Genomic DNA, 24,501 nt, shown 5'->3' on the forward strand with positions numbered 1-24,501 from the left:
GGAGCGACCACCATGACGAACCCCGCCACACCGGACAACCCCGCCGAACTCGTGCTCAGCGAAAGGCGCGGCAGCGTGCTCGTGCTCACGTTGAACCGACCCGACCGGCTCAACGCGTGGAACGACGCCTTGGAGGCGCGCTACTTCGCCCTGCTCGACGAGGCTGAGGCCGACCCTGACGTGCGGGCGGTCGTCCTCACCGGGGCCGGGAGGGGCTTCTGCGCCGGCGCCGACATGGACGATCTCCAAGAGGTCGGGGACACCGACTACACCGCGCTCGTGCGACGAGAGCCCCCTCGCCAGCGGCCTCTGGCCTTCCGCAAGCCGCTCATCGCCGCGATCAACGGCGCCGCAGCGGGCCTGGGGCTGGTCGAGGCGCTCTACTGCGACATGCGGTTCGCCACTCCGAAGGCGAAGCTCACGGCCGCCTTCTCTCGACGAGGCCTGATCGCCGAGTACGGCGTGGCCTGGTTGCTTCCGCGACTCATCGGGCGCAGTCGGGCTCTCGACGTGCTGGTGTCCTCACGGGTCGTGCTCGGCGAGGAGGCCCTGCAGCTGGGCCTGGTGGACCGGGTCTTCGAGCCCGACCAGCTTCTCGACGCGGCCGTCGCCTACGCCGAGGAGCTCGGGACGTACTGCTCGCCCGCGGCGATGCTCGCCATCAAGCAGCAGGTCGACCAGGCCCAGGAGAGCACTCTTGCCGAAGCCGTGGACCACGCGAACCAGCTCATGTTGGACTCCTTCACGAGTCCCGACTTCACCGAGGGTGTCACCAGCTACCTCGAGGGACGCCCGCCGGCGTTCCACGGTCTCGCGCTCTCCTGAGATCGAGTCAGGTCTCGACCGGCACACGGATACGCCGCCACAGCTGATTGCTGTGGCGGCGTCTGCGTGTCGAGGAGTCGGTCATGCCCGACCACTCGGGCCAGCTCAGCGTCCTTGCCAGCGCGGCGCACGCCGTTCCGCGAAGGCTGCGGCACCCTCACGGGCGTCCGCTGAGGCACTCACCGCGAGCGCCGTCTCCTGCTGACCGCTCCAGCCGTCCCTCATGCCCCAGTCGGCCGCCCGCTCGAGGATGTGCTTCGATCCCTCGACAGCGAGCGGCGCATTGTTCGCGATCCTGCTGGCAAGCTCGATCGCCACCGCGAGCGCCTCCCCCGGCTCGACCATCCGGTTGATGAGACCGACCTCGTGCAGTCGCGGCACCGGCAGATGGTCACCGGTCAGTGCGAGCTCCACCGCGACGTGATAAGGGATGCGCTGGGCGAGCCTGAGGAGGCCGCCGCCGGCGGCGACCAGGGAGCGGGTGACCTCCGGCAGTCCCATCTTCGCGTCCCTGGCCGCCACGATGAGGTCGCACGCAAGCGCTACCTCGAGCCCTCCGGCAACCGCGAAGCCCTCGACCGCCGCGATCAGCGGCTTGCGCGGAGGCTGCTCGGTGAGGCCCGCGAAGCCGCGACCCTCGATGAAAGGCATCTCCCCGCCCAGGAACGCCTTGAGGTCCATGCCGGCGCTGAACCCCCGCCCGGCTCCCACGAGGACGCCGGCTCGCAGCGAGGGGTCAGCATCCAACCGGTCGACGGCGACGGCGAGGCCGCGGGCCACCTCGCCGTCGATGGCGTTGCGGGCCTCTGGGCGGTTCAAGGTGACGATCAGCACCCGCGGGTCGGCCTCGGCCGGAGTCGCCAGGATCGCGTCGGTCACAGCCGGACGACCATCTTCCCGGTGTTCCCTCCTGCGAGCAGGCTCCGGAACGCCTCAACCGCATGGTCGATGCCGTCGACGACGGTCTGCTCGTCGGTCAGCTCCCCGGAGGCGAGCCAGCCGACGGCCTTGGCGAGGTATTCGTCATAGAGGTCGAAGTGGTCGAAGACGAGGAACCCCCGCAAGGAAGCTCGATGCACGATCGCGGCGCCGAGGTTGTCCGGACCCGGCACGGGCTGTGTTGCATTGTAGAGCGAGATCGCGCCACACAAGGCGATGCGTGCGTTGTCGCGGAGGTTGGACAAGGCGGCGCGAAGGTGATCGCCTCCGACGTTGTCGAAGTAGACGTCGACTCCGTCGGGCGCGACTGCTGCGAGCTGCCTGCCCAGTCTTCCTTCGCGATAGTCGATCGCCGCGTCGTAGCCGAACTCCTCGACCAGACGCCGCGCCTTGTCCGGGCCGCCCGCTGAGCCGATCACACAAGCGGCACCTTGCGAGCGCGCGACAGTCTTCGCGACGAGACCGACGGCACCGGCCGCGCCCGAGATGAACACGATGTCGCCCTCGCGGACCGGCGCGATCCGTGTGAGTCCGACGTAGGCCGTCAAGCCTGTCATGCCCAGCACTCCGAGATAGGCCGGTGCGGGAGCGACCGAGGTGTCGACGACCGTCACACTGTCAGCGGGCACCAGGGCGTACTCCCGCCATCCCAGGTCATGGCGGACCTCCGCACCGATAGGCACGCGGTCGTCCCCGGAGGCGACGACGGTCCCGATCGCCGAGCCGTCCAGCGGCGCCTTCAGCGCGAACGGTGCGATGTAGGACTTCACGTCGTCCATCCGGCCCCGCATGTAGGGGTCGACCGACATCCAGGTGTTTCGCACCAGCAGCTCACCAGGGCCGACGTCGTCGGGCAGCTCGACCTTGACAAGGTCGAAGTCAGCAGGCTGCGGCTCGCCGACCGGACGGCGGACGAGGTGGACTTCTTGGCTTCGTGGCATGAGGGACCCCTTCGGTGGGTGGGCGTCGTGATGGACGGGTGGTTGGTGCCATCGTCCCAAGAAATGAGGACGAATTCAACTTCATTTAAGAAGGAGCTCCCGGACGACTGCATTCCGTCCGAGCACGACACACGTCGCCTCGCGACGCCAAGCGAGAGAGACCGAGGTCAGGAGCTTCGTCTCGTCAGGTCCGTTCACACGCGACGTACCCCGGCGAGCGCATGCCGGCTGCGCTGAGCGGTCTGCGCCCAGGCGGCGCTCAGGCGACCCGTCGCGACAGATTGCCTGCGCGATGACGCCGGTGCCTGGCCAGCCTCACGGGGTCTAGCTGGCGCCAGCCGGCGATCCGGCCACGTCGACGCGCAAGGCGTTGAGCCAGAGGGTCGTGATCGTGTCGACGAGCTGCTCGAAGTCGAACGGCTCCCCGAGGACGAGGCCCAGGTAGGCCAGCCTGCTGATCATGGACGACAGCGCCCAGGAGGTCATCTTCAGGTCCAGCGAGGCGTCGGCGAGGCCGGCGTCCTGCAATTGCTGGATCTTCTGAGCGTTGCGCTCCGCAAAGGCCCGGCTGCGCTGGAGGCGAAGCTCGGCGAACATCGGGTCGAGGGTCGCGACCTGCTCGAGAAGGAGCATGAGCTTGGCGTTGCGCCGGTACGCCTCCAAGTACGCACGGTTGCTCGCAGCGATCACGTCGCGCAGGTGCCGCTCCTCCTCTGGAACGCGCGGCAGACCCGGGTGCATCATGTCGTCCTGCACGGACTCCAGCACCGCGACGAGCGCCTCCTCCTTGCTGTCGAAGTAGGTGTAGAAGGCGCCGGCCGAGCACTTCGCCTCGGTCGTGATGTCACTCAACCGCGAGTTGATGAACCCGTCCCGCTCGAAGATGGTGCGCGCCGCCGCGACCAGGGCGGCCCGCGTCCGCGCACCTCGCTTCGTGGACGGCGGCTCCTTGGGGGTCCACGGCTCCACGGTCGAGCGCACGGTGTCCATCACACCCGCTGTCGACTTCGTCATCACGTCCCCTCGCCCATGGTCAGGATCGGAAACGTAGCACGAAAGTGACGTCAACTGCAGATTGAGTTAAATATGAGTCCACGTTCATATACACTATGACCGGCGTCACATATGATGGTTCACGGCGTGCCAGTGCCTGCGTCTGCGGAGGAGGGAACCGATGTCCCCAGTGATGACTCGGAGCTCGGACTCACCGCCCACGGCTTCCCTCCCGGTGGAGCAGTACATGCGCGTGTTCACGGTGCTCGAACGCTGCGACGCGGCGGGCACGATCGATGACTTCAAGGGCATTCTGCTCGATTCGCTGGCCAGCGTGTTCGGCTTCCACCACATGACGTGCTTCTCAGGGTCCTCGATCGAGTCCGCATTCTACGACCAGCGACCCTCACTGCTCGGATCCTGCACGGTGAGCTGGCCCGCCTATCAGGAGCATTGGCACCGCTATGACCCGCTCTCGACCGCCGAGTCGTGCCGCGCGCTCCGCGCGGACCGCTTCAGTGACCTGACGGGGCTCACGAGCCTCCCTCCATGGGCCCGGGGTTACATCGATGGCCATATGCGCAAGTGGGGCTACCGCTCGTCCGCAGCCATGCACCTCGAGTTGCCGCTCGGCGGCCACGCCCTCGTCGGCATCACCGACCCCGAGCCTGATCTGGTCTCACCGGCCGACGGCGTCGCGCTGGGTCTGCTCGCGCGCCACCTCTCCCCCATGAGCCGACGGCTCCCGACCGGCGATACCGACTCGGCATGGTCTGCTGGGCTGAGCGAGCGGCTCCGCGGGGTCGCGGTGATGGTCTGCGAAGGGCGAGCGAACAAGGAGATCGCCACCCAGCTGTGTCTGAGCGTCGACACGGTCAAGAAGTACGTCAGCCGAATCCTCGCCTCGTCAGGGTGCCGGTCCCGAGCCGAGTTCGTCGCACGCCATGCAGGGTCGGCGCTACTGCACGAAGGTGCACTGGTCAGCCCCTCACGCCCTTCCTAATGTCGAAGACGGCCGGGCGCCGCTCGGTCATCCTCCGTCGTCAGGAAAAGGAGGCGAGTCCTCATGACCCCCCATGCCGACGCCGCCGGCGTCGCGGTCTCGGATCGCACCATCGATGGGGTCGCCTTGACCCCCCAGGCCGTTCCGGACCTACCCCGACCGCCGGTCTTCGACTGCCCCGCCGACGAGCGACTGCACCGTCAGCAGCGTCTTGCGGGGGCCTTGCGCCTCTTCGGGCGCTTCGGCTTCTCCGAGGGCGTCGCTGGACACATCACCGTTCGGGACCCGGAGTTCCCCGACCACTTCTGGGTGAATCCGTTCGGACGCAGCTTCCGCCACATGCGGGTGAGCGACCTCGTGCTCGTCAACCATGACGGCGACGTCGTGTACGGCAATCAGCCGATCAACCGCGCGGCCTTCGTCCTTCACTCCGCCATCCACCAGGCACGACCGGATGTGGTCTCGGCCGCCCATTCCCACTCGGTCTACGGCAAGGCGTTCAGCTCTCTGGGCATCCCCCTCGCCCCGCTCACCCAGGACGCCTGCAACTTCTACGAGGACCACGCCGTCGTCGAGGAGCAGGGTGGCGCCGTGGTCTTCGAGATCGAGGCCGGCCGCCAGGTCGCGGCCGGGCTCGGTCCCCACAAGGCGGCCATTCACCGCAACCACGGGTTGTTCACGGTCGGTGAGACCGTGGACGAGGCTGTGTTCTGGTTTCTCTCGCTCGAGCGGTCGTGCCAGGCCCAGCTCGCCGCCATGGCGGCGGGCGAGCCGTTGCCGATCAGGCACGAGTGGGCGTCGTACACGGCAGAGCAGAACGGCACCCACTGGGCGGGGTGGTTCAACTTCCAGCCGCTGTGGGACGAGATCTGCCGCACCGATCCGGATCTCTTCGACTGACGTCGACGGAGAATCGCGAAGGGCCGCCCGAGGGCGGCCCTTCGTCGTTGCTGCGGTCCTGCCGGATCAGGGGGCGTATCCGAGGATCGACTTCGTCTCGAGGAACTCCTCGAAGCCGAACGCGCCGAACTCTCGGCCGTTGCCGGACCGGCGGTATCCACCGTAGGGGGCGGCGAAGTCAGTGTCTGCGCCGTTGAGGTGGACCTCGCCGCTGCGGATCCGTCGGGCGACCCTTCGTGCCCGCTCCGGGTCGCCGGAGACCCATCCAGACAGTCCGTACTCGGAGTCGTTGGCGATCCGGACCGCGTCGTCCTCGTCGTGGTAGCCGATGAGGACGAGGACCGGTCCGAAGATCTCCTCGCGTGCGATCGCCATGTCGTTCGTGACGTGCGAGAAGACGGTGGGCCGCACGAAGTAGCCGGTCTCGACGCCCGCGGGCCGCTCGGGACCGCCGGTGACCAACGTGGCTCCTTCGGCGAGGCCGCGCTTGATGTGGCCCTGCACGCGCTCGAGCTGCTCGGCCGACGCGGCCGGGCCGAGATGTGTGCCGTCGAGCGAGGGGTCACCGATGCGGATGCTCTCCGCCGCTTGTGCCGCAACCGCCGCCGCCTCGTCCATGCGCGCAAAGGGCACCAACATGCGCGAGGGTGCGTTGCAGTTCTGGCCGGCGTTCGTACACATCGCGGCCACGTCCCTCGACACGACCTCCTCGAGCGATGCATCGTCGAGGACGATGTTCGCCGACTTGCCTCCGAGCTCCTGCGTGACACGTTTGACCGTCGGCGCGGCGTTGCGTGCGACCTCGACGCCGGCGCGCGTCGACCCCGTGAAGGAGATCATGTCGACGTCGGGGTGCGCCGCGAGCGCGGTGCCGACCGTGGGCCCATCGCCGTTGATCAGGTTGAAGACACCCGCGGGCACGCCTGCCTCGTCGAGCACCTCAGCGAAGAGGATGGCATTGAGCGGTGCGAGCTCGGAGGGCTTGAGGACCATCGTGCATCCGGTGGCCAGGGCCGCGGCGACCTTCGGGACGATCTGGTGGATCGGCCAGTTCCAGGGCGTGATCAGGGCGCAGACGCCGATCGGCTCCCGGATCACGAGGGTCGAGCCCATCTCGTGTTCGAAACGGAACGACTGCAGGGCCGTGATCGCCTTGTCGAGGTGGATCGGTCCGACGGCCGCCTGGACGTCGACGGCCAGCCGTCGAGGCGCACCCATCTCCCGGCTGATCGTCTCTCCGATCTCCTCCGCCCTCCTCCCGTAGACCTCGGCGACCCGTTGGAGCAGCGCGACTCGCTCCTCCACCGAGGTCTGGGAGTAGGTGGTGAAGGCTGCGCGCGCGGCGGCCACCGCGATGTCGACGTCGAGGACATCGCCCAACGGGATGGTCGCGATCTCCTGCTCGGTCGCCGGGTTGATGACTGGCAGGGTGCGGGTGCCGTACGGGTCTACCCACTTGCCGTCGATGTAGAAGTGTCGTGCGTGGTCCATCTGATCTCCAGAGATGTCGGGGTTAGGTCCGGTCGATTCGCGCCGCCACGAGCAGACGAGGGTTGGCGAGCCCCGGTGGCGCATAGGCGTCGAGGACCTCCGGCACCTTCGACCCCACTCGGGCCCGGATCGCCGGCTGGAGCACCTCGACGGTTCCGTCGTTGACCTGGATGCCCGCGGGCCCGCCCAGACGGAAGCCGAGATACTCATGAGCGGCGACCTCATCGCACGTCGCACGGAAGACACCTACTCCACCGACGTACGGCATGAACACGCGCGGCTTGCCCGGCACGTTCGCCCCGACATACCAGGAGTTCGCCCTCGGCAGCAGTGTCATGTCGGCGCAATGGTTGACGTGCTCGATCCACCCATCGACAGCCGTTCCGGTCGGCTCGATGGTGTGCAAGCCTCGGGCCCTCATGTCCTGGAGGCAGTCGGTGATCCACTCGACGTGCTGCTCGATGGCGACCGGCATGTTCGACAGTACGGAGGGGCTTCCTGGTCCCGTCACGGTGAACAGGTTGGGGAAGCCGTTGACCATCAGGCCCAGGTACGTCGCGGGGCCGTCCTCCCAGCGTTCACGAAGTGTGCGACCGTCACGACCGCGGATGTCCATGCGGAGCAGCGCGCCGGTGAAGGCGTCGTAGCCTGTCGCGAAGACGATCGCGTCCACCTCGTACTCACCCTCGACGGTCGCGATGCCCTTCTCGGTCATGCGATCGATCGGCTCCTGACGGAGGTCGACGAGCGTGACGTGCGGCTGGTTGAACGCCTCGTAGTAGCCGGCGTCGAAGCAGGGTCTCTTCGCCATGAACGGGAAGTCGCTCGGGCACAGCGCAGATGCCGTCGACGGGTTGCTCACCGCGGCTCGGATCTTGTCGCGAAGGAACTCTGCGAAGACGTCGTTCGCTGCCTGGTCGGTGATGTAGTCCTCGAACACCGAGTTGACCGCCGCGATCTCGCCCGCGCCCCACGCGATCTCGCAGCGCTCACGCTGCTCGGCGGTGGTCAGCTCGCTCGCTCGAAGTCTCGGAGGGTCGATCGGAACGCCGCCGGAGGACCAGCGCGCGGCTTCTCGGTAGGCCGCGCGGTCCTCCCGCAGGAGGTCCTTGCGATAGGCCGGCGCCGGCCCGTTGTGCGCCGGCAGAGAGTAGGCCGGTGTGCGCTGGAAGACGATGACCTCGGCCGCCTGCCGGGTGATGACCGGAATGACCTGGATGCCCGAGGAACCGGTGCCGATCACGGCGACGCGACGGCCGGTGAAGTCCACGGGCACCTCAGGCCAGCGGGCAGTGGAGAAGGTGTCGCCCGCGAAGGTCTCCGCCCCCGAGATGTCGATGTCCTTGGGCGCTGAGAGGACGCCGGTCGCCATGACGACGTAGCGAGCCCGAAGGTCCTCCCCCGTGTCGAGCCGCACAGTCCATGTCGACCTCTCCTCCACCCAGGTGGAGCCGAGCACACGGGTGGAGAAGCGGATGCTCCGTCGCAAGTCGTGCTTCTCGGCGACGTACTGCAGGTAGCGCAGGATCTCCGGCTGCGTGGCGAACTTCTCCGACCACTCCCACTCGTCCTCGAGGTCGGGATCCCAGCTGTAGCTGTAGTCGGTGGTCGGGATGTCACACCGAAGGCCGGGATAGCGGTTCCAGAACCAGGTCCCGCCCACGTCGCTGCCCGCCTCCACGACGACGGTCGAGAAGCCACGCTCCCGCAACCGGTGCAGCAGGTACAGACCGGCGAAGCCGGCTCCGACGACGACGACGTCGACCGTGTCCGGCGCCGCAGAGGCGCGCGCAGCCCCGTCTTGGTTCCCCATCCGGGAACACCTCCTCACTCGCGGCCCCGGTGACGCACCGGGCCGATGAGAGCTCACGCTAAGAAGGCCGGAGAGCTTGCGCACAGTCCACCTTGGTGCACTGTCGGGGCCCACCGCGCCTGTCTACGTTCAGCACGTCGGTCCATGCGCTGAGCGAAACGAGGAGAGCACAATGGAGACGTTCGATGGGAAGCTCGCCGTCGTCACCGGGGGTGGAGCCGGCATCGGTCGTGAGCTCGCCCTCCAACTGGCACGGGCAGGTTGCCGCGTTGCGCTGTGTGACGTCTCGGTGACCAACCACCAGGAGACGCTCGCCATGGCGCAGGCGGACGCGCGCGGCGCCGTGACAGTCTCATCCTTCACCGCCGATGTGTCCAAGGAGGAGGACCTCGTCGCCTTCCGGTCCCACGTCGAGTCCGCACATGCCACCGACCGCGTCGACCTGCTCTTCAACATCGCCGGCATCGGCGGGGGCTACAGTCTTCTCGACGACACCCGGGAGCAGTGGGAGAAGGTGTTCAACGTCAACTGGGGCGGGGTGTACCTCGGCGTGCGCACCTTCCTCCCGCTCCTTCTCCGCAGCGCCGACTCACGCATCATCAACATGAGCAGCGTCAACGGCTTCTGGGGCGGGCTCAGCCCGACGGAGTCGCTCGTCGCCTACAGCGCCGCCAAGTTCGCAGTCCGCGGCTTCAGCGAAGCCCTCATCACCGACCTCCGCCTTCGCGCGCCGCAGGTAAGTGTCTCGGTCGTGATGCCCGGGCACGTCGGCACCTCGCTCGTGACCAACACCAACTCCTATCTCCTCGCTGACGAGCACGACGCCGGTCACAAGGCCGATGAGGCCGCCCACCGACGTGACGGGTCGACCGCGTCGGCTGAGACGCTTCAATCAGAGCTGACGACCATCGCCGATCAGTTCCGCACCAACGCGCCCACCACGGCGGCCCAGGCAGCGAGCATCATCCTCGACGGTGTTCGCGAGCGCCGGTGGCGCATTCTCGTGGGAGAGGACGCCAAGATCCTCGACGCCGAGGTGCGCGCCGATCCCGAGCGGGCCTATGAGCCAGAGTTCTACGATCGCGTCAGGTCGCTGGGCGTCTTCTCCAGCATGCCGACTCCGCCGACCGCCTTTGTCTGAGCTGCCCCCTGAGAGGGAAAGGGAGGAACCACATGGTGAAGGTATTCGTGCACGGCGTTCCCGAGACAGGCGCCGTCTGGGGCGATCTCCTCGCAGCATTGGACGAGCGCGGGGTCGACGACATCGCCGTGCTGTCCCCACCCGGCTTCGGAGCACCGATCCCTGCCGGATTCGCCTGCACTGCGCGCGAGTATGCCGCGTGGCTCATCGGTGAGCTCGAGGCGATCGGCGAACCCGTCGACCTCGTCGGTCATGACTGGGGGGCGGGCCATACCTATGCCGTGGCCGCGGACCGCCCTGACCTTCTCCGCACCTGGGCTGCCGACTGCTGCGGGATCATCCATCCCGACTACGTCTGGCACCCCACCGCGAAGATCTGGCAGACGCCTGGGGAAGGCGAGGCGCTCATCAAGGAGATGGTGAACACCGAGCGCAGTGTGTTCGCCGAGAAGTATGGGATTCTGGCGACGCTAGGCCGCAGCATGGCGGACGGGTTCGACGAACCCATGGGCAGGGCGATCCTCGCCCTCTATCGCTCCGCCGTGCAGCCTTACATGCGTGAGCTCGGAGGTCGCCTCGCTTCCGCGGAGCGTCGGCCTGCGCTCATGTTCGAGACGCCCGAGGACCCCTACACGAACCCGGAGACGACTGCGGCGGTCGCGGCGTCAGTAGGCGCCCAGGTCGTCCCCCTGCCCGGCACCGGCCACTGGTGGATGGGCGAAGAGCCGGGACGGGCTGCAGACGCTCTCGTGGCCTTCTGGAAGGAATCGGAGTAACCCCGTTTTTGAGGTTGACTTCATCTTCATATATCGTCTCTGCCGTGGCTACTCCGGCAGCTGTCCTCTCCGACTTCGGGGGCGTCCTCACCTCCAGCGTCCCTGACGCCTTCAGCAAGGCATCGCGTCTCCTCGGCGGCGGTCCGGATCTCCTCTCCCGGCTCTTCCACGAGGACGCCGGAGCGGCGCGACTCCTCGTCGACCACGAATGTGGACGCATCTCTGAGAGCGAGTTCGACGCCGGCATCCGAGAGTGCCTGCGCGGTCGCGGCATCGACGCCGCCGGGGCAAGGGTCGTCAGCGTCATCCAGGAGGCGCTGACTCCCGACGAGCGGATGCTGGGAGCGCTCGTTGCACTGCGGGAGCGCGGCATCCCCGTCGCCCTCGTCACCAACTCTCTCGGGGACGATGCCTACCGCGGGTACGACCTGGACGCGCTGGCCGACGTCGTCGTCATCTCGGGGCAGGTGGGCACCCGCAAGCCCTCGAGGCTCATCTACCAGATCGCCTGCGACCGACTCGGCGTCGGGCCCGAATCAGCCCTCCTCATCGACGACCTACAGCAGAACCTGGACGGTGCCGCGCGGCTCGGCGTCCAGGGGATCTTGCACCGGGACAGCCACACCACGATCGATGCCCTGACGACCTGGTTCGGGGTGCTCACCTAGCTCGCTTTCATACTGGTTGCCTCCGGACTCGACGAGTCTCGCTGTCGACGTCGATCTCCCGACGACGCTCTGCGCAATAGCGCGCCTTCTCGACCAGATCCCTCGGAATCGCGGTCCGAGTCGCTGTGGGCCCATCAGTCCACGATGATCACCGTCAGAGTTTCTGCTACGCGCAGCCAGCGTGGTGGACGTCAGGGCTGGCGGTTGCTCGACGCGCCCTCGCCGTGGGCGAGCAGGACGGCGCGCACCTCGGTCACCTCAACATCCTCCACCCGGCGCCTCCACGGCTCCGGAGGGTGCGCTCGCACGCAACCGGTGTCAGACCCGCAGCCGACCCTGTCGAGGATCGTGTGGAGGGCCTGCAACTCCGCGGCGAGACGCAGCGTCTGGCCGTACGCCGGGTGGTCGCGCTGTTCGCCCACGGCTACGTCGGCGAGGTCTCGGGCCAGCTTGCAGACCACGTGTCCCATCGTCGCGGTGAGCGCTTGTTCTGCATCGCAGCCGCCCAAGGCGGCGGTCTGCGCCGGCACGTCGCGACCGGCCTCCCATGCTCCCGCCAGACCGGCGGTCACCCTCAGCGTCTCGACCGGCGCCCAGGCGGCGCGCCTGAGGAAGCGGCGCCTTTCGGTTGACGTCTCGCCGTCCAGCACGAGGGTGGCTCGTCCGGCCCACTGGTCTAGCCGTGCCAGGACCTGGAACGCCGACTCCGCGGCTTGGGCAAATTCATACTGCACGCCCGCATCGGCGAACACGACGTAGCGCGCAGCCAACTTGCGGCGATCGGTCGACCTCATCTGACTCTCCGGGTCAGCGTGGCAACCTTGCCTAGCATCTTCACCGCGCGAGTGTGGGCCCGATCGGCGCATTGTGCTGCGACCTACACCACATGGTCTAGACCTGGCGTTCGGCCGCAGGCGTGCGGAACGGCGCTCTCCGGTCAGCTCACCGGATTGGTGCCGGACGCTGCGATCTCCATGCCCAACCTTGCTGCCCCGGCCACGCTGCGCTCCGTTGCCGGCCGACAGCGCCGTTCGCCGGCTGGACATGTGTCTTGGACGTACTGGCTCGGATCTGGTCCGGACCCGAGCTGTGGCGCGGGTGGGAGAGGTTGCGTCACAGCGGCCGCCTCTTGGTGACCGGGTGGGTGCTTACGAGGTAGTCCTCTGCAAGCTCGTGGAGACGCTTTCCGTCGAAGCTCTCGCCATGGCCCGCGTGCACGAACTCGACAGAAGGTCGAGCAGACGGCGCATGCTGCGCCTGTAGTCGTAGATATTGCTCCCGTGCACGTTGTCAAGCAGGAACGGCCGGTCGTAGATCACGTCACCTGTGAACAACGTCCTCGTCACCGCATCGTGGAGCGCGATGCTGCCTGGCGTGTGACCTGGAAGATGCAGCACCGTGAGGGTCCGGTCCCCGAGCTCGATCGCGTCGCCGTCCTTGAGACGGCGGGTGGGCACCACCGGCCGCAGCTCATAGTCATCGATCGCGTAGTCGCGGCTCGGACGTGCCGACACCATCACGTCTCCCGGCGGGTCGAACGGGAGATCGGTAGCGCCGAGCGTGCGGATCAACTCAGGGCCGGAGAGCGTTCCGAGACCGTGCTCGGCGGTCGGCTCGAGGGCGTGGGCCCAGCATTCGGCAAACTCATGCGCAGAGCCCATGTGATCCAGGTGGGCGTGGGTGAGCACCACAACAGGCTCGCGGCCGGGATAGCGCCGCAGGATCTCTGGAAGCAGCGGCGCGACCCCAGTCCCGGTGTCGATGAGCAGATCCATCCGCTGTCCACGGATGTGCCAGATGTTGGCACTGATCCACGGATCGACATGTGGCTCCCGGAACAGGGTGATCGCCTCATCGACTTCGCGGACCTGGAACCAAGGATCTGCCACAGGGAGCGCGTTTGCGTCGGCGGTGATCCGAGTGGTTCGTCCAGCACTGTCGAGCGGCGCATCAGTCATGGGTTCTCCTTGATGGCACTCAGCTTCGGTCCGGCGTCGCGTCGCGTGAAACGGCTGTAGACCCGGGCGAAAGAACTCGAAGCGGCTGCCAACTCGTCAATGGCCACCCACTCGTCGGTGGTGTGGGCCTGTCCGATTGAGCCTGGCCCGTAGATCACCGTGGGAATGCTCAGCTGATTGCGCAGAAAGCGTCCGTCGGTGCCGAGCGAGAGACCGGTGAGCCGGCGCCCCGTAGGGCCGGCGGTCGCCGCCGCCACGAATGTGGGGAACGGATGGCCGGCCGGCATCTCCGAAGCCTCCACGTCGACGAGAGGCTCGAGCTCGTAGGACGCGGTCGGGCACGGCGCGTCGATCTTCTCCCGCAGGCCGGCGAGGACCATGTCGAGCGTGTCGCCGGGCAACGTCCGTCGGTCGACCACGAAGGTGCACGAAGGAGCGACGACGTTGGCGGCGACACCACCCTCGATATCTCATCTGGGCATCTCGCTATGTCCAGATGCGGCCGCTTCACGCTCGGACCGCGCTCCCGACCAGATCACGGATAAAGGCCACGCTGCTGGTGCGCTTCAGCGACACGCTCGACCGCAAGGCAGGTCGCAGCGGCACGCAGCGTCACGCCGAGGCGACGCGAGTGGCGCAGAACGTCCTCCCAAGCGGAGATCATGCGGGCGGCGAGGCGGGCCTCCACTTCCTCCTCGGTCCACCAGTAGGCCTGGTTGGCCTGGACCCACTCGAAGTAGGAGACAACGACGCCACCGGCGTTCGCCAAGATGTCGGGAACGACGGTGATGCCGCGTCTCTCGAGGATGCGGTCGGCCTCCACGGTGACCGGCCCGTTGGCGCCTTCCACCACGAGGCGGGCGCGCACCTGGCTGGCGTTGTCGCCGTGGATGACACTCTCCACGGCCGCCGGGACGAGGACGTCGACGACCAGCTCGAGGAGGTCAGCGTTGTCGATCGAGCGAGCGCCGGCGAAGCCGGTCACCGATCCCGTCTCGTCGACGTGCCGCTCGAGGGCGCCGAGGTCGAGGCCGCGCTCGTCGTGGACGCCGCCGTACTGATCGCTCGCTGCGACCACCTTGACGCCAGACTCGGCCAGATATCTGGCCGCACCTCTCCCCACCTTGCCGAAGCCCTGGACGGCAGCAGAGCTGCCGCTCACGGCGATCCCGAGCTCTGCCATGGCCGCCAGGGTCACATGGACGACGCCTCGCGACGTCGCGGCGGCTCGTCCTCGTGATCCGCCGAGGCTGAGGGGCTTGCCAGTGACGACGCCCAGCACGGTGTGACCCGCCCCGACCGAGTAGGTGTCCATCATCCAGGCCATGGTCTGCTCGTCGGTGCCGATGTCCGGTGCCGGGATGTCATGGCTGGGCCCGATCAGCGGCCGGATCTCCGAGGTGTAGCGGCGCGTGACTCGCTCCAGCTCCGCGGACGAGTAGTCGCGCGGGTCGAGGGCGACGCCACCTTTGGCTCCGCCGTACGGCACGTCGAGGAGCGCGCACTTCCACGTCATCCACATCGCCAGGGCGCGGACCTCGTCGATGTCGACGGCCGGGCTGTACCGCAGACCGCCCTTGGCCGGTCCTCGCGAGTAGTTGTGCTGGACCCGATGCCCGGTGACGACCTGCGTCGTACCGTCGTCGCGGCGAAGCGGGATGGAGACCGTGACCTCGCGGCGCGGAGCCGCAAGAAGGTCGTACATGCCTTGGTCGTAGCCGAGGATCTTGATGGCATCGGCGAGCTGGGAACGTGCGTCGGCCAGCGGGTTGTTCACGTGTCATTCCTTCCGGCGTCGGTGGTGCCATCTGTCCAGGTCCTGCGCACGAGCGGTACGCCGGGTCGGTAGGCGAGGTGCACGTGGCTCGGCGCGTCGAGCAGCTGAAGATGAGCCCGGCTGCCAGGCGTGAGTCGACCGACGTCCGAGCGCCCGAGAGCGGCCGCACCCCCGGCAGTGGCCGCCCACACGGCTTCGGCGGGGGTCATGCCCATCTCTCGGACTGCGAGCGCGATGCAGAACGAGAGCGAGCTGGTGTAGCAGGAGCCCGGGTTGCAGTCGCTGGCCAGCGCCACGGTGACGCCGGCGTCGCGCAGCCTGCGGCCCGAGGGGTAGGGCTGCCGGGTGCTGAACTCGACGCCAGGAAGCAGCGTGGCGATGGTGCCCGCGTCCCGCAGGGCGTGGACATCGTCGTCGGTCAGGTAGGTGCAGTGGTCGACGGCGGTCAGGCCGAGCTCGGCGGCCAGCTGTACGCCGGGACCGTGGCCCAGCTGGTTGGCGTGCAACCGACCGCGCAGACCCCCGGCGTCGCCGGCCTTCAGGATGGTCCGTGCTTGATCGGCGTCGAAGGCGCCGCGCTCGCAGAACACGTCGATCCAACGGGCGTGCGGAGCGACGGCCTCGAGCATCGGGCCGGTCACCAGGTCGACGTAGCCGGCCGGATCGTCGGCGTACTCCGGTGGGACGACGTGGGCGCCGAGGAACGTGGTCTCGTGGGTGAACTCGCGAGCGATGCGCAGGGCTCGCGCCTCGTCCTGGACGGTGAGGCCGTAGCCGGACTTGATCTCGACCGTCGTCGTGCCCTGCCGCCGCATCTCCTCGACATGGCGGGCGACGCCCGCGGCGAGCTCCTCGTCGCTCGCAGCACGGGTGGCGGCGACGGTGGCCCGGATGCCGCCCGCTGAGTAGGGCTGCCCCGACATCCGCGCCTGGAACTCCTGGGATCGGTCTCCGGCGAAGACCAGATGGCTGTGGCTGTCGACGAATCCCGGAAGCACGGCTCGGCCCTCGACGTCGATCGACTCATCGGCGGCGGGTGCCTCGGCAGCCGACCCGACCCAGACGACCATGTCGTGGTCGAGGACGATCGCTGCCTCGTTGCGGATGCCGAGGAGGTCGTCGGCGGTCGGGTCGTTGGTCACGAGCTCGCCGATGTTGGTGATGAGCAGACTCATGCCCAGACCTTTCCGATGGCGGAGTCGAGCTGATGCCCGACCTGTTCGTGGTCGCCGTCGAAGACGACCCGCCCGTCCACGACGACATGGGTGACGTCTGCGGCGCTGGCGGCGAACACGGCCGTGTGCTCGTCGCGTCCGGTCGCGGCCGTCCGGGGCGAGGCAAGATCGAGGGTGACCAGGTCGGCACGCTGGCCGACGGCGATGGCTCCAGCGTCGGCGAAGCCGAGGCTCGCGTGCCCGTCCGTGGTGGCCGCGACGAGCAGCTCGGCGGCGCTCCAATGTCCACGTTCTTGGGAAGCCAGGCGCTCATGGAGCTCGAGTGCCCGCATCTCCTCGAAGGGGTCGATGATCGCGTGGCTGTCCGAGCCGAGCGTCAGCCGGGCGCCGGCATCGCGCAGCGAGCGGCTCGGACCGATGCCGTCGCCCAGGTCGCGCTCGGTGGTGGGACAGAACGCGGCATAGGCCCGCGCCTCGCCGAGCAGCCGGACGTCCTCGTCCGTCAGGTGGGTCGCGTGCACGGCACTCGTGGTCGGCCCGAGGACGCCGTGGTCGGCGAGAAGGCGTGTGGGGGTGACGCCGTACGCCGCCCGGCAGTCGTCGTTCTCCTTGACCTGCTCGGAGAGGTGCACGTGGACCGGGACGCCGGCCTCCGCGTGGGGCGCGAGCGCCTTGAGAGCCTCGGCGGGGACGGCCCGCACCGAGTGCGCAGCGACGCCGACGCGGGCCTGAGGGCCATCAGCCTGTTCGGTCAGGGCGGCCACCCGCCGTTGCCACTCCTCGGCGGTGTGGTCGTCGAAGCGCCGCTGCACACCCTCAGGTGGTGCGCCGAACCCGCTCGAGAGATAGAGCGTGTCGAGGAGCGTCAGGCGGATCCCGACATCGGAGGCTGCCTCGAGCAGTGCATGTCCCATCGCGTTCACGTCGACGTACGGCGCGCCATTGGGCCGGTGGTGCAGGTAGTGGAACTCGCCGACCGCGGTGAAGCCGGCGGCGAGCATCTCGGCGTAGGTCGCCTTCGCGAGCTCGTAGTAGGTGTCGGGGTCAAGGCGCCCCGCCACGGCGTACATCTGGTCGCGCCAGGTCCAGAAGGTGCCGCGGCCTGTCTGGGTGCGCCCACGCAGAGCTCGGTGGAAGGCATGGCTGTGGGTGTTGGCGAGACCGGGCAGGGTCAGGCCGGGCAAGGTGAGGCCAGGAAGCGCGGCGCTCTCGAAGTCCGGTTCGACGTGGGTGAACCGGCCATCCTCGATGTCGACGCGCACGGCGTCGCGCACCCGCCCATCGACCCAAGCGCGCTCGAGGAGGTACGCGGTCATGGCTGGCCCTCCACCAACTCGGTCAGCGTGTCTGCCAGGGCCTCGACTCCGGCGAGACAGTCGGCGGTCGCGGCCGTCTCCTCGGAAGAGTGGGAGACACCCGTCGGGTTGCGGACGAACAGCATCGCCGTGCGGATCCCCGCTTCCTGCAGGATGCCGGCGTCGTGACCGGCCTGGGTCGGCAGGACCGGGAGGTTTCCGAGCCGTCTGGACAGCTCGTCGCGCAAGGGGCCGTCGAAGGTGACCGTGCCACTCACGGACTCCGGCGTCACCGTCAACGTGGTGCCGTCGCGCGCGGCCCGATCGGCCGCCTGCCGCTCGATCGCCTCGAGAAGCCTCGAGAGGGCGGCGTCCGACTCGGCACGTGCGTCGAGCCAGGCCGTGACGTGGGAAGGCACGGCGTTGGTGCCATTGGGTCGCACGTCGATCCGACCGAACGTGGCGCGCTGCCCGAGGAGTCGGGCCTGCTTGCTGGCGGCCAGGGCCGTCATCGCGAAGGTCAGCATGGGGTCGTGCCGATCCTCCATACGCGTGGTGCCCGCATGGTCGGCTCGGCCGGCGACGTCGAAGCGGAAGCGTCCGTGCGGCCAGATGGCGCTGCCGACGCCGACGGCCGCGTCGCGGTCGACGAGGCCGCGACCCTGCTCGACATGGAGCTCGACATAGGTGTCGACGCCCTCGAGCAGTGTGGACTCGCCGCCCGCGACGACATCGCCCAGGCGTACGCCGTCACGGTCGGTGAGCTCGCGGGCGTCGAGCCAGCTGGTGGCGCCCACGGCGAGACGAGAGCCCAGGCATGCGCGACCGAAGCGAGAGCCCTCCTCCTCGACGAATGCTGCGATCCCGAGGCGGCGGGTCGGACGGACACCGCGGTCGCGCATCAGGTCGACGGCAGCGAAGGAGGAGACGACGCCGAGCGGGCCGTCGTAGGCTCCGCCGTCGAGGACGGAGTCGAGGTGGGAGCCGGTGAGCACCTTGCCCGCCGCGGCCTCCGGGCCCCACCACGCGACCAGGTTGCCGAACGGGTCCTCCGCGGTCTCCAGCCCCCGTGCGGTCGCCTGCTCGCGGAACCACGCGCGAAGCTCGAGCTCGGCATCGAGCCAGGGCTGACGGAAGTAGCCCCCCGAGGACGCCGAGCGCCCGATGGGCGCGAGGTCACGCCACATCTGCTCGAAGTCGGCAACCTGGTCCACCGGATCAGACCTCCTGCATCGGACGGTGCTGCATCGGGATGGCGACGCCGCGCTCGGCGGCAACCTCCACGGCGCGGTCGTAGCCCGCGTCGACATGGCGGATGACACCCATGCCGGGGTCGTTGGTGAGCACCCGCTCGATCTTCTCGGCAGCAAGGTCGGTGCCGTCGGCGACGGTGACCTGGCCGGCGTGGATGGAGCGACCCATGCCGACCCCGCCGCCGTGGTGGATCGAGACCCAGGTGGCACCCGAGGCCGTGTTGACCAGGGCGTTGAGCAGCGCCCAGTCCGCGATCGCGTCGGAGCCGTCGAGCATCGCCTCGGTCTCGCGGTAGGGCGAGGCGACGGAGCCGCAGTCGAGGTGATCGCGGCCGATCACGATCGGCGCCTTGAGCTCGCCGCTCTTGACCATCTCGTTGAACTTCAGGCCCGCGAGGTGACGCTCGCCGTACCCGAGCCAGCAGATCCGAGCCGGTAGGCCCTGGAAGTGCACGCGCTCCTGCGCCATGGTGATCCACTTGCGCAGCCGCTCGTTGTCGGGGAAGAGCTCGAGGATCGCCTTGTCCGTGGCGGCGATGTCCGCGGGGTCGCCGGACAGTGCGGCCCACCGGAACGGGCCCTTGCCCTCGCAGAACAGCGGTCGGATGTAGGCCGGGACGAAGCCGGGGAACTCGAAGGCGCGGTCGTAACCGCCCTTGCGGGCCTCGTCGCGGATCGAGTTGCCGTAGTCGAAGACCTCGGCACCGGCGTCCTGGAACTCCACCATGGCCCGCACGTGCACGGCCATCGAGGCCTGAGCCTCCTTGGTGAAGCCCCCCGGATCGCGCTCGGCGCGCTGGTGCCACTCCTCGAACGGCACCCCGACCGGCAGGTAGGACAACGGGTCGTGGGCCGAGGTCTGGTCGGTGACGATGTCGATCGGCGCCTTCATCTCCCGCAGCTTCGGGAAGATCTCGGCGGCGTTGCCCAGCAGACCGATGGACAAGCCACGCTTCTCGTCACGGGCAGCGACGGCGAGCTCGAGGGCGTGATCGAGGTCGTCCGCCTGAATGTCGAGGTAGCGGTGCTCGATCCGACGCGTGATCCTGCTCTGGTCGACGTCGACGCAGATCGCGACGCCGTCGTTCATCGTCACCGCCAGCGGCTGGGCGCCGCCCATGCCGCCGAGGCCGGCGGTCAGGGTGATCGTGCCGGCCAGACTGCCCCCGAACCTCTTGTCGGCGACCGCCGCGAAGGTCTCGAAGGTGCCCTGGAGGATGCCCTGGGTGCCGATGTAGATCCAGGAGCCGGCGGTCATCTGGCCGTACATCGTCAGGCCGAGCTCCTCCAGTCGGCGGAACTCCTCCCAGTTCGCCCAGTCGCCGACCAGGTTCGAGTTGGCGATCAGCACGCGGGGCGCCCACTCGTGGGTGCGCATGACGCCCACGGGCTTCCCGGACTGCACGAGCATGGTCTCGTCGGGCTCGAGGGCGCGCAGGGTGCGGACGAGTGCGTCGTACGCCTCCCAGTTGCGGGCGGCCTTGCCGGTGCCGCCGTAGACGACCAGGTCCTCGGGACGTTCGGCGTTCTCGGGGTCGAGGTTGTTCATCAGCATCCGCAGCGGGGCCTCGGTCTGCCACGACTTCGCGGTCAGCGCAGGTCCAGTCGCGGCCTGGATGGGAAGACGAGGGTTGTCCTGCCCGACGGTCTTGTGCTCATTGGTCATGCCAGTTCTCCGATCACGTTCGAGACCGCGGCCGTGACGGCACGGCCGACGACGAGCTGGTGGGTGGCGTCGATCTCGGGGGCGAGGAAGCGGTCGGTGCCCGGACCACCGACACCGGCGTCACGCAGCAGCTTCACGACCGCGCCGGTGGCCGGGCTGGGCTCGAGCGGTGCGCGCAGGTCCAGCGCCCGGGCGGCCGTCATCAGCTCCACGGCCAGCACTCGGCTCAGGCCGTCGACCGAGCGACGCAGCTTGCGGGCCGCGGACCAGCCCATCGAGACGTGGTCCTCCTGCATCGCGCTCGACGGGATGGAGTCGACCGAGGCCGGCGCGGCGAGGCGCTTGAGCTCGGAGACGATCGCGGCCTGGGTGTACTGCGCGATCATCAAGCCGGAGTCGACGCCAGGGTCGTCGGCGAGGAACGGCGGCAGGCCGTGGTTGCGCGCCTTGTCGAGGAAGCGGTCGGTACGGCGCTCGGCGATCGAGGCGACGTCGGCGGCCACGATGGCCAAGAAGTCGAGCACGTAGGCGACGGGCGCTCCGTGGAAGTTGCCGTTGGACTCGACCCGGCTCTCCTCTGCCAGGACGACCGGGTTGTCGACGGCGGAGGCAAGCTCGCGGCCGGCGACGGTGGCCGCATGGGCCACGGTGTCGCGGGCGGCGCCGTGCACCTGGGGCGAGCAGCGCAGGGAGTAGGCGTCCTGCACGCGGTTGCAGTCAGGACCCCGGTGGGAGGCGACCACGCCGGAGTCGCGCAGGATCGCGACCAGGTTGGCGGCCGAGAGGCCCTGGCCGGGGTGCGGGCGGATCGCCTGCAGCTCGGGAGCGAAGACGCGATCGGTGCCGAGCTGGCCCTCGACCGACATCGCGGCGCTGATGTCGGCGACCCTCAGCAGCTCGGTGAGGTCGTCGATCGCCAGCACCAGCATGCCGAGCATGCCGTCCGTGCCGTTGATCAGAGCAAGGCCCTCCTTCTCCTGCAGCTCGATCGGCTCGAGGCCGGCCGCGGCAAGTGCCGCACCCGCCGTCGTCAGCGTGCCGTCGTGCAGGCGCACCGGACCCTCCCCCATCAGCGCGAGCGCGCAGTGGGCGAGGGGTGCTAGGTCGCCCGAGCAACCGAGCGAGCCGTACTCGTGGACAACGGGAGTGATGCCGTAGGTCAGCAGCGCCGCCAGCAGCTCGGCCGTCTCCAGACGCACGCCAGTATGGCCGGTGGCCAGCGTGGACAGCCGGAGCAGCATCAGCGCCCGGACGACCTCGCGCTCGACCTCGGGACCGCTGCCGGCCGCATGCGAGCGCACCAACGAGCGCTGCAGCTGGGCGCGGAGCTCGGGGGCGATGTGACGGGTGGCCAACGCCCCGAACCCGGTGGAGACGCCGTAGTGCGGCGTCGGCGAAGCCGCGAGGTCCTCGATGACGGCGCGGGCCTTCCCGATCGCCTCGACGGCCTCCGGGGACAGACTCACGCCCGCGCCATGGCGAGCCACCGCCACGACGTCCTCGAACGAGACAGGGCCGCAGCCGACAACAACAGATTCCATGCCTTCATTGAAGTGGCTCGACCGCCACGCGGCGACCCCGTCGCGCTAGTATTCGTCTCGGATCCGAGACTTTTGTGGGAGTGACGTGAGCCAGGTCCCAGCAGCGACGAAGACCTTGCGGGTGCTGCGCTATCTGGCCACGCAGGCTGACCCCGTTGCACTCGAGGCGATCACACGCGCGTGCGACCTGCCGCGCAGCAGCGCCTATCACCTGATCAACGCGATGATCGAGGAAGGCTTCGTCACCCATCTGGTCGACGAGCACACGTACGGTCTCGGGGTCGCGGCCTTCGAGGTCGGCAGTGGATACGTGCGGCAGGAGCCACTGCAGCGGCTCGCGCGACGACCGCTCGCCCAGCTCGTCGACCAGACCGGACACAACGCCCACCTCGCCGTGCTGCACGGGCGGGACGTGCTCTACATCCTCGAAGATCGTGCACCCGGACGACCACCGCTGGTGACGGACGTCGGCGTGCGGCTCCCCTCCCACCTGACCGCCAGCGGGCGCGCCATGCTGGCCCAGTTGCCCGGAGCCCAGGTGACGGCCATCTATCCCGATCGCACCTCGTTCGCCGACCGCACCGGACGCGGACCCCAGTCGCCCACTGCGCTACGGTCTCTGCTCGCGGAGACGAGGCGACGCGGGTACGCCGTCGAGGACGGCGAGGTGACCGCGGGCCTGGCCAGCGTCGCCGCAGCCGTGCTCGACCACAACGGACACCCCGTCGCCGGCATCGCCGTCACCTATCCGATCGGCGAGGCGGACGGCGGTGACCTGGCGCGCGCCGTGTCGCAGACCGCCCACGTGGTGTCGCGGCGCCTGGCCGGGCACTGACGTCGTCGCTTCAGTTGTCGACACGCCAGTCACCGGTCGGGACCTGGACGTCGGCAACCATCGTTCCTTGGTATTCATGCCGCTTGCTCCTCGTGAGTGTTACGTGCCCGGGGCTCAACCACCTGCATGCCGTCGGGGCCGCTTCTGCAGCGCACGCCGCGGACGCCTGTAGTCGAACGCGCTTCCCCTCTGCCTCGAGGCATCGGCGATTTGCCGGTCGCCAGTCGTCGGCGCGCCTTTGCACAGGACCGCGGGGTGCCGCTCAGACATCGAATTGCCCTCGCTCGAGGCGGCTCTTGACGTCGGCGAGGAACCGACCTGCGTCCGCGCACCATCTACGAGGCGGTGGCCGTAGCTGAGGGCCAGGTGTGCCATCTGACGGACCGCGATGGCGGCACCATGCGCGGGGCTACGTACGACGACTGCGCGTTCTACGACCACCCCGAGCCCCAGGATTCCGACCTGCGGCGGTGACGAGCAGGGCCTGCACCTCCTCGACGGCTCGGGGGGCGCCGGGGCTCGGCGCGTGCGGGACCGCGCATCAGCCGCAGCGGCTGGGGGTCGATGAGGCGTTCGTTGTACGCCCAGGACAGGCAGGCCTGCAGGGTCCGGAACCGACCGGAGCGGACGGCGAGACTGCTGCCGGCCTCCTGCCAGGCTCGGCGCCGCTGGCGAACAAGCTGCGGGGTCAGGCTCTGCGCCCGGCACGAGCCGAGGGCGTCGGCCGCCAACGCCCGGGCCGTCGTTCGCGTTGGCTGCCCTCGCCACGCCGTCCGCACACCGAGCCCGGCGGCGTCGGCACGGCAGCGGACCGAACCCGAGGGCGGGTGCTGGGCGCAGATCGCCCCCACGGGCTCGCTCGTGTGCGCCTCGTCGAGCCGCGTTCTACCGGCCGCGTGGGCCGGTTCGGGCCCCGAGCAGCGCGTCCAGCGCGGCTTGGCGCATCGTCGACACGACCGACTCGGAGTCAAGACCCTTCTGGAGGGTCGCTGCGGTGTTGAGCATCCCGAAGACCGCATGCGTGAGGAGCCTCGCCTCTGGCTCTGAGAGATCTGGTCTCAGGGCAGCGACGACCGAGACCCACTCCTCGGCGTACATCGCCATTTCTCGACGTATGCGTCGACGGTCGGCCTCCGGCAGGGCGAGTTCGTTCTTCGTGAGGATGAGGGGGCTGGGCACGCCGTCAAGACTGAGACGTATGTGCGACTCGACCATTCCGACAAGGGCATCTTCGGGGTTGGCGCTGGTCTCCGCGATCCTACGAGCGGCGCTGTGCACAGACTGCAGAGGTGTTTCCAGCACGGCAATGAGCAGGGCCTGCTTGTTGGGGAAGTGCCGGTAGAGCCCCGGTCCGGAGATGCCCGCGCCCGCGGCGATCATCTCTACCGTGACGGCGTCGTAGGAATGTTTCAGGAAGAGGTCCGCCGCGACGGCGATCAGCTGATCGCGACGCGCCGTGTTGGCCGGGCTCTTCTCCGGCACCTGCTTCGTGCTCATCAGGCCCACCCTAC

At 68.8% G+C, this 24,501-nt stretch carries 23 protein-coding genes; 7 read left to right on the plus strand and 16 right to left on the minus strand.

What is annotated here, in order from left to right; genetic code table 11:
* Positions 1-12: 12 nt before the first annotated feature.
* The gene (locus tag ACYQ1K_RS12175) at positions 13-825 is read left to right on the plus strand and encodes an enoyl-CoA hydratase-related protein (RefSeq protein ID WP_459983256.1); all 813 of its coding nucleotides are present in this window, start codon (positions 13-15) and stop codon (positions 823-825) included.
* A 105-nt stretch (positions 826-930) separates the two neighbouring features.
* Here the strand turns inward: ACYQ1K_RS12175 and ACYQ1K_RS12180 are convergent, their stop codons facing one another.
* The 3 genes from ACYQ1K_RS12180 to ACYQ1K_RS12190 form a co-directional block, all read right to left on the minus strand.
* On the minus strand, positions 931-1,704 hold the full coding sequence (locus tag ACYQ1K_RS12180; protein ID WP_459983257.1) for a crotonase/enoyl-CoA hydratase family protein: 774 nt from the start codon (positions 1,702-1,704) through the stop codon (positions 931-933).
* Positions 1,701-2,705 carry an NADP-dependent oxidoreductase gene (locus ACYQ1K_RS12185; RefSeq protein ID WP_459983258.1) on the minus strand — a complete coding sequence of 335 codons (1,005 nt, stop codon included), beginning with the start codon at positions 2,703-2,705 and terminating at the stop codon, positions 1,701-1,703. Before ACYQ1K_RS12185 ends, ACYQ1K_RS12180 begins: the two co-directional genes overlap by 4 nt.
* A gap of 324 nt (positions 2,706-3,029) precedes the next feature.
* Positions 3,030-3,719 (minus strand): TetR/AcrR family transcriptional regulator, encoded by a 690-nt coding sequence (locus tag ACYQ1K_RS12190; protein WP_459983259.1) that lies wholly within the window; start codon positions 3,717-3,719, stop codon positions 3,030-3,032.
* A gap of 226 nt (positions 3,720-3,945) precedes the next feature.
* On the opposite strand from ACYQ1K_RS12190, the gene ACYQ1K_RS12195 reads away from it, so the two are divergent.
* Both ACYQ1K_RS12195 and ACYQ1K_RS12200 read left to right on the plus strand, forming a co-directional pair.
* Positions 3,946-4,701: a response regulator transcription factor gene (locus ACYQ1K_RS12195; RefSeq protein ID WP_459983260.1), complete on the plus strand. Its 756-nt coding sequence runs from the start codon at positions 3,946-3,948 to the stop codon at positions 4,699-4,701.
* Between the two features lie 63 nt (positions 4,702-4,764).
* Positions 4,765-5,601, plus strand: a complete 837-nt coding sequence (locus ACYQ1K_RS12200) for a class II aldolase/adducin family protein (RefSeq protein WP_459983261.1) — start codon at positions 4,765-4,767, stop codon at positions 5,599-5,601.
* 66 nt (positions 5,602-5,667) lie between these two features.
* Here the strand turns inward: ACYQ1K_RS12200 and ACYQ1K_RS12205 are convergent, their stop codons facing one another.
* Both ACYQ1K_RS12205 and ACYQ1K_RS12210 read right to left on the minus strand, forming a co-directional pair.
* A complete protein-coding gene (locus tag ACYQ1K_RS12205; RefSeq protein WP_459983262.1) occupies positions 5,668-7,092 on the minus strand; it encodes an aldehyde dehydrogenase family protein in 1,425 nt (474 codons plus the stop codon).
* 22 nt (positions 7,093-7,114) lie between these two features.
* On the minus strand, positions 7,115-8,905 hold the full coding sequence (locus ACYQ1K_RS12210) for a flavin-containing monooxygenase (RefSeq protein ID WP_459983263.1): 1,791 nt from the start codon (positions 8,903-8,905) through the stop codon (positions 7,115-7,117).
* Between the two features lie 172 nt (positions 8,906-9,077).
* Between ACYQ1K_RS12210 and ACYQ1K_RS12215 the strand changes: the two genes are divergently transcribed.
* The 3 genes from ACYQ1K_RS12215 to ACYQ1K_RS12225 are packed head-to-tail and all read left to right on the plus strand — an operon-like array spanning position 9,078 to position 11,490.
* Positions 9,078-10,046, plus strand: a complete 969-nt coding sequence (locus ACYQ1K_RS12215) for an SDR family NAD(P)-dependent oxidoreductase (protein ID WP_459983264.1) — start codon at positions 9,078-9,080, stop codon at positions 10,044-10,046.
* A gap of 32 nt (positions 10,047-10,078) precedes the next feature.
* The gene (locus ACYQ1K_RS12220; protein WP_459983265.1) at positions 10,079-10,822 is read left to right on the plus strand and encodes an alpha/beta fold hydrolase; all 744 of its coding nucleotides are present in this window, start codon (positions 10,079-10,081) and stop codon (positions 10,820-10,822) included.
* 44 nt (positions 10,823-10,866) lie between these two features.
* Entirely contained in the window at positions 10,867-11,490 is a 624-nt protein-coding gene (locus ACYQ1K_RS12225) for an HAD family hydrolase (RefSeq protein WP_459983266.1), read from the plus strand.
* Positions 11,491-11,681: 191 nt separating this feature from the next.
* Here ACYQ1K_RS12225 and ACYQ1K_RS12230 read toward each other — a convergent pair whose 3' ends face one another.
* The 9 genes from ACYQ1K_RS12230 to hutH all read right to left on the minus strand — a co-directional run bounded on the left by ACYQ1K_RS12230 (position 11,682) and on the right by hutH (position 22,155).
* Entirely contained in the window at positions 11,682-12,284 is a 603-nt protein-coding gene (locus tag ACYQ1K_RS12230) for a hypothetical protein (protein ID WP_459983267.1), read from the minus strand.
* Between the two features lie 354 nt (positions 12,285-12,638).
* Positions 12,639-13,448, minus strand: a complete 810-nt coding sequence (locus ACYQ1K_RS12235; RefSeq protein WP_459983268.1) for an MBL fold metallo-hydrolase — start codon at positions 13,446-13,448, stop codon at positions 12,639-12,641.
* On the minus strand, positions 13,445-13,915 hold the full coding sequence (locus ACYQ1K_RS12240) for a M20/M25/M40 family metallo-hydrolase (RefSeq protein ID WP_459983362.1): 471 nt from the start codon (positions 13,913-13,915) through the stop codon (positions 13,445-13,447). The genes ACYQ1K_RS12235 and ACYQ1K_RS12240 overlap by 4 nt, the downstream gene beginning before the upstream one ends.
* A 68-nt stretch (positions 13,916-13,983) precedes the next feature.
* Positions 13,984-15,225 carry a Glu/Leu/Phe/Val family dehydrogenase gene (locus ACYQ1K_RS12245; RefSeq protein WP_459983269.1) on the minus strand — a complete coding sequence of 414 codons (1,242 nt, stop codon included), beginning with the start codon at positions 15,223-15,225 and terminating at the stop codon, positions 13,984-13,986.
* Positions 15,222-16,400, minus strand: coding sequence for an imidazolonepropionase (gene hutI, locus ACYQ1K_RS12250; RefSeq protein WP_459983270.1), 1,179 nt, complete (start codon positions 16,398-16,400; stop codon positions 15,222-15,224). Before hutI ends, ACYQ1K_RS12245 begins: the two co-directional genes overlap by 4 nt.
* Entirely contained in the window at positions 16,397-17,716 is a 1,320-nt protein-coding gene (locus ACYQ1K_RS12255; RefSeq protein WP_459983271.1) for a formimidoylglutamate deiminase, read from the minus strand. The genes hutI and ACYQ1K_RS12255 overlap by 4 nt, the downstream gene beginning before the upstream one ends.
* Positions 17,713-18,909 carry an allantoate amidohydrolase gene (locus tag ACYQ1K_RS12260; RefSeq protein ID WP_459983272.1) on the minus strand — a complete coding sequence of 399 codons (1,197 nt, stop codon included), beginning with the start codon at positions 18,907-18,909 and terminating at the stop codon, positions 17,713-17,715. Before ACYQ1K_RS12260 ends, ACYQ1K_RS12255 begins: the two co-directional genes overlap by 4 nt.
* 4 nt (positions 18,910-18,913) lie before the next feature.
* Positions 18,914-20,614 (minus strand): urocanate hydratase, encoded by a 1,701-nt coding sequence (gene hutU / locus ACYQ1K_RS12265; RefSeq protein ID WP_459983273.1) that lies wholly within the window; start codon positions 20,612-20,614, stop codon positions 18,914-18,916.
* Complete coding sequence (gene hutH, locus ACYQ1K_RS12270; protein WP_459983274.1) at positions 20,611-22,155, minus strand: histidine ammonia-lyase; 1,545 nt, start codon at positions 22,153-22,155, stop codon at positions 20,611-20,613. The genes hutU and hutH overlap by 4 nt, the downstream gene beginning before the upstream one ends.
* 85 nt (positions 22,156-22,240) lie before the next feature.
* On the opposite strand from hutH, the gene ACYQ1K_RS12275 reads away from it, so the two are divergent.
* Positions 22,241-22,990, plus strand: coding sequence for an IclR family transcriptional regulator (locus ACYQ1K_RS12275; protein ID WP_459983275.1), 750 nt, complete (start codon positions 22,241-22,243; stop codon positions 22,988-22,990).
* Between the two features lie 114 nt (positions 22,991-23,104).
* Here the strand turns inward: ACYQ1K_RS12275 and ACYQ1K_RS12280 are convergent, their stop codons facing one another.
* Positions 23,105-23,758: a 2-oxo acid dehydrogenase subunit E2 gene (locus ACYQ1K_RS12280; protein ID WP_459983276.1), complete on the minus strand. Its 654-nt coding sequence runs from the start codon at positions 23,756-23,758 to the stop codon at positions 23,105-23,107.
* Positions 23,759-23,875: 117 nt separating this feature from the next.
* On the minus strand, positions 23,876-24,487 hold the full coding sequence (locus tag ACYQ1K_RS12285) for a TetR/AcrR family transcriptional regulator (RefSeq protein WP_459983277.1): 612 nt from the start codon (positions 24,485-24,487) through the stop codon (positions 23,876-23,878).
* Positions 24,488-24,501 lie beyond the last annotated feature (14 nt).

This window comes from Nocardioides sp. AN3, assembly GCF_054653495.1.

Excerpts from the sequence above, each read along its gene's own strand:
- ACYQ1K_RS12175 (WP_459983256.1), top strand. The coding sequence starts at position 13 with ATGACGAACCCCGCCACACCGGACAACCCCGCCGAACTCGTGCTCAGC.
- ACYQ1K_RS12185 (WP_459983258.1), bottom strand. The coding sequence starts at position 2,705 with ATGCCACGAAGCCAAGAAGTCCACCTCGTCCGCCGTCCGGTCGGCGAG.
- ACYQ1K_RS12190 (WP_459983259.1), bottom strand. The coding sequence starts at position 3,719 with ATGACGAAGTCGACAGCGGGTGTGATGGACACCGTGCGCTCGACCGTG.
- ACYQ1K_RS12195 (WP_459983260.1), top strand. The coding sequence starts at position 3,946 with ATGCGCGTGTTCACGGTGCTCGAACGCTGCGACGCGGCGGGCACGATC.
- ACYQ1K_RS12200 (WP_459983261.1), top strand. The coding sequence starts at position 4,765 with ATGACCCCCCATGCCGACGCCGCCGGCGTCGCGGTCTCGGATCGCACC.
- ACYQ1K_RS12205 (WP_459983262.1), bottom strand. The coding sequence starts at position 7,092 with ATGGACCACGCACGACACTTCTACATCGACGGCAAGTGGGTAGACCCG.
- ACYQ1K_RS12210 (WP_459983263.1), bottom strand. The coding sequence starts at position 8,905 with ATGGGGAACCAAGACGGGGCTGCGCGCGCCTCTGCGGCGCCGGACACG.
- ACYQ1K_RS12215 (WP_459983264.1), top strand. The coding sequence starts at position 9,078 with ATGGAGACGTTCGATGGGAAGCTCGCCGTCGTCACCGGGGGTGGAGCC.
- ACYQ1K_RS12220 (WP_459983265.1), top strand. The coding sequence starts at position 10,079 with ATGGTGAAGGTATTCGTGCACGGCGTTCCCGAGACAGGCGCCGTCTGG.
- ACYQ1K_RS12230 (WP_459983267.1), bottom strand. The coding sequence starts at position 12,284 with ATGAGGTCGACCGATCGCCGCAAGTTGGCTGCGCGCTACGTCGTGTTC.
- ACYQ1K_RS12235 (WP_459983268.1), bottom strand. The coding sequence starts at position 13,448 with ATGACTGATGCGCCGCTCGACAGTGCTGGACGAACCACTCGGATCACC.
- hutI (WP_459983270.1), bottom strand. The coding sequence starts at position 16,400 with ATGAGTCTGCTCATCACCAACATCGGCGAGCTCGTGACCAACGACCCG.
- ACYQ1K_RS12255 (WP_459983271.1), bottom strand. The coding sequence starts at position 17,716 with ATGACCGCGTACCTCCTCGAGCGCGCTTGGGTCGATGGGCGGGTGCGC.
- hutU (WP_459983273.1), bottom strand. The coding sequence starts at position 20,614 with ATGACCAATGAGCACAAGACCGTCGGGCAGGACAACCCTCGTCTTCCC.
- hutH (WP_459983274.1), bottom strand. The coding sequence starts at position 22,155 with ATGGAATCTGTTGTTGTCGGCTGCGGCCCTGTCTCGTTCGAGGACGTC.
- ACYQ1K_RS12285 (WP_459983277.1), bottom strand. The coding sequence starts at position 24,487 with ATGAGCACGAAGCAGGTGCCGGAGAAGAGCCCGGCCAACACGGCGCGT.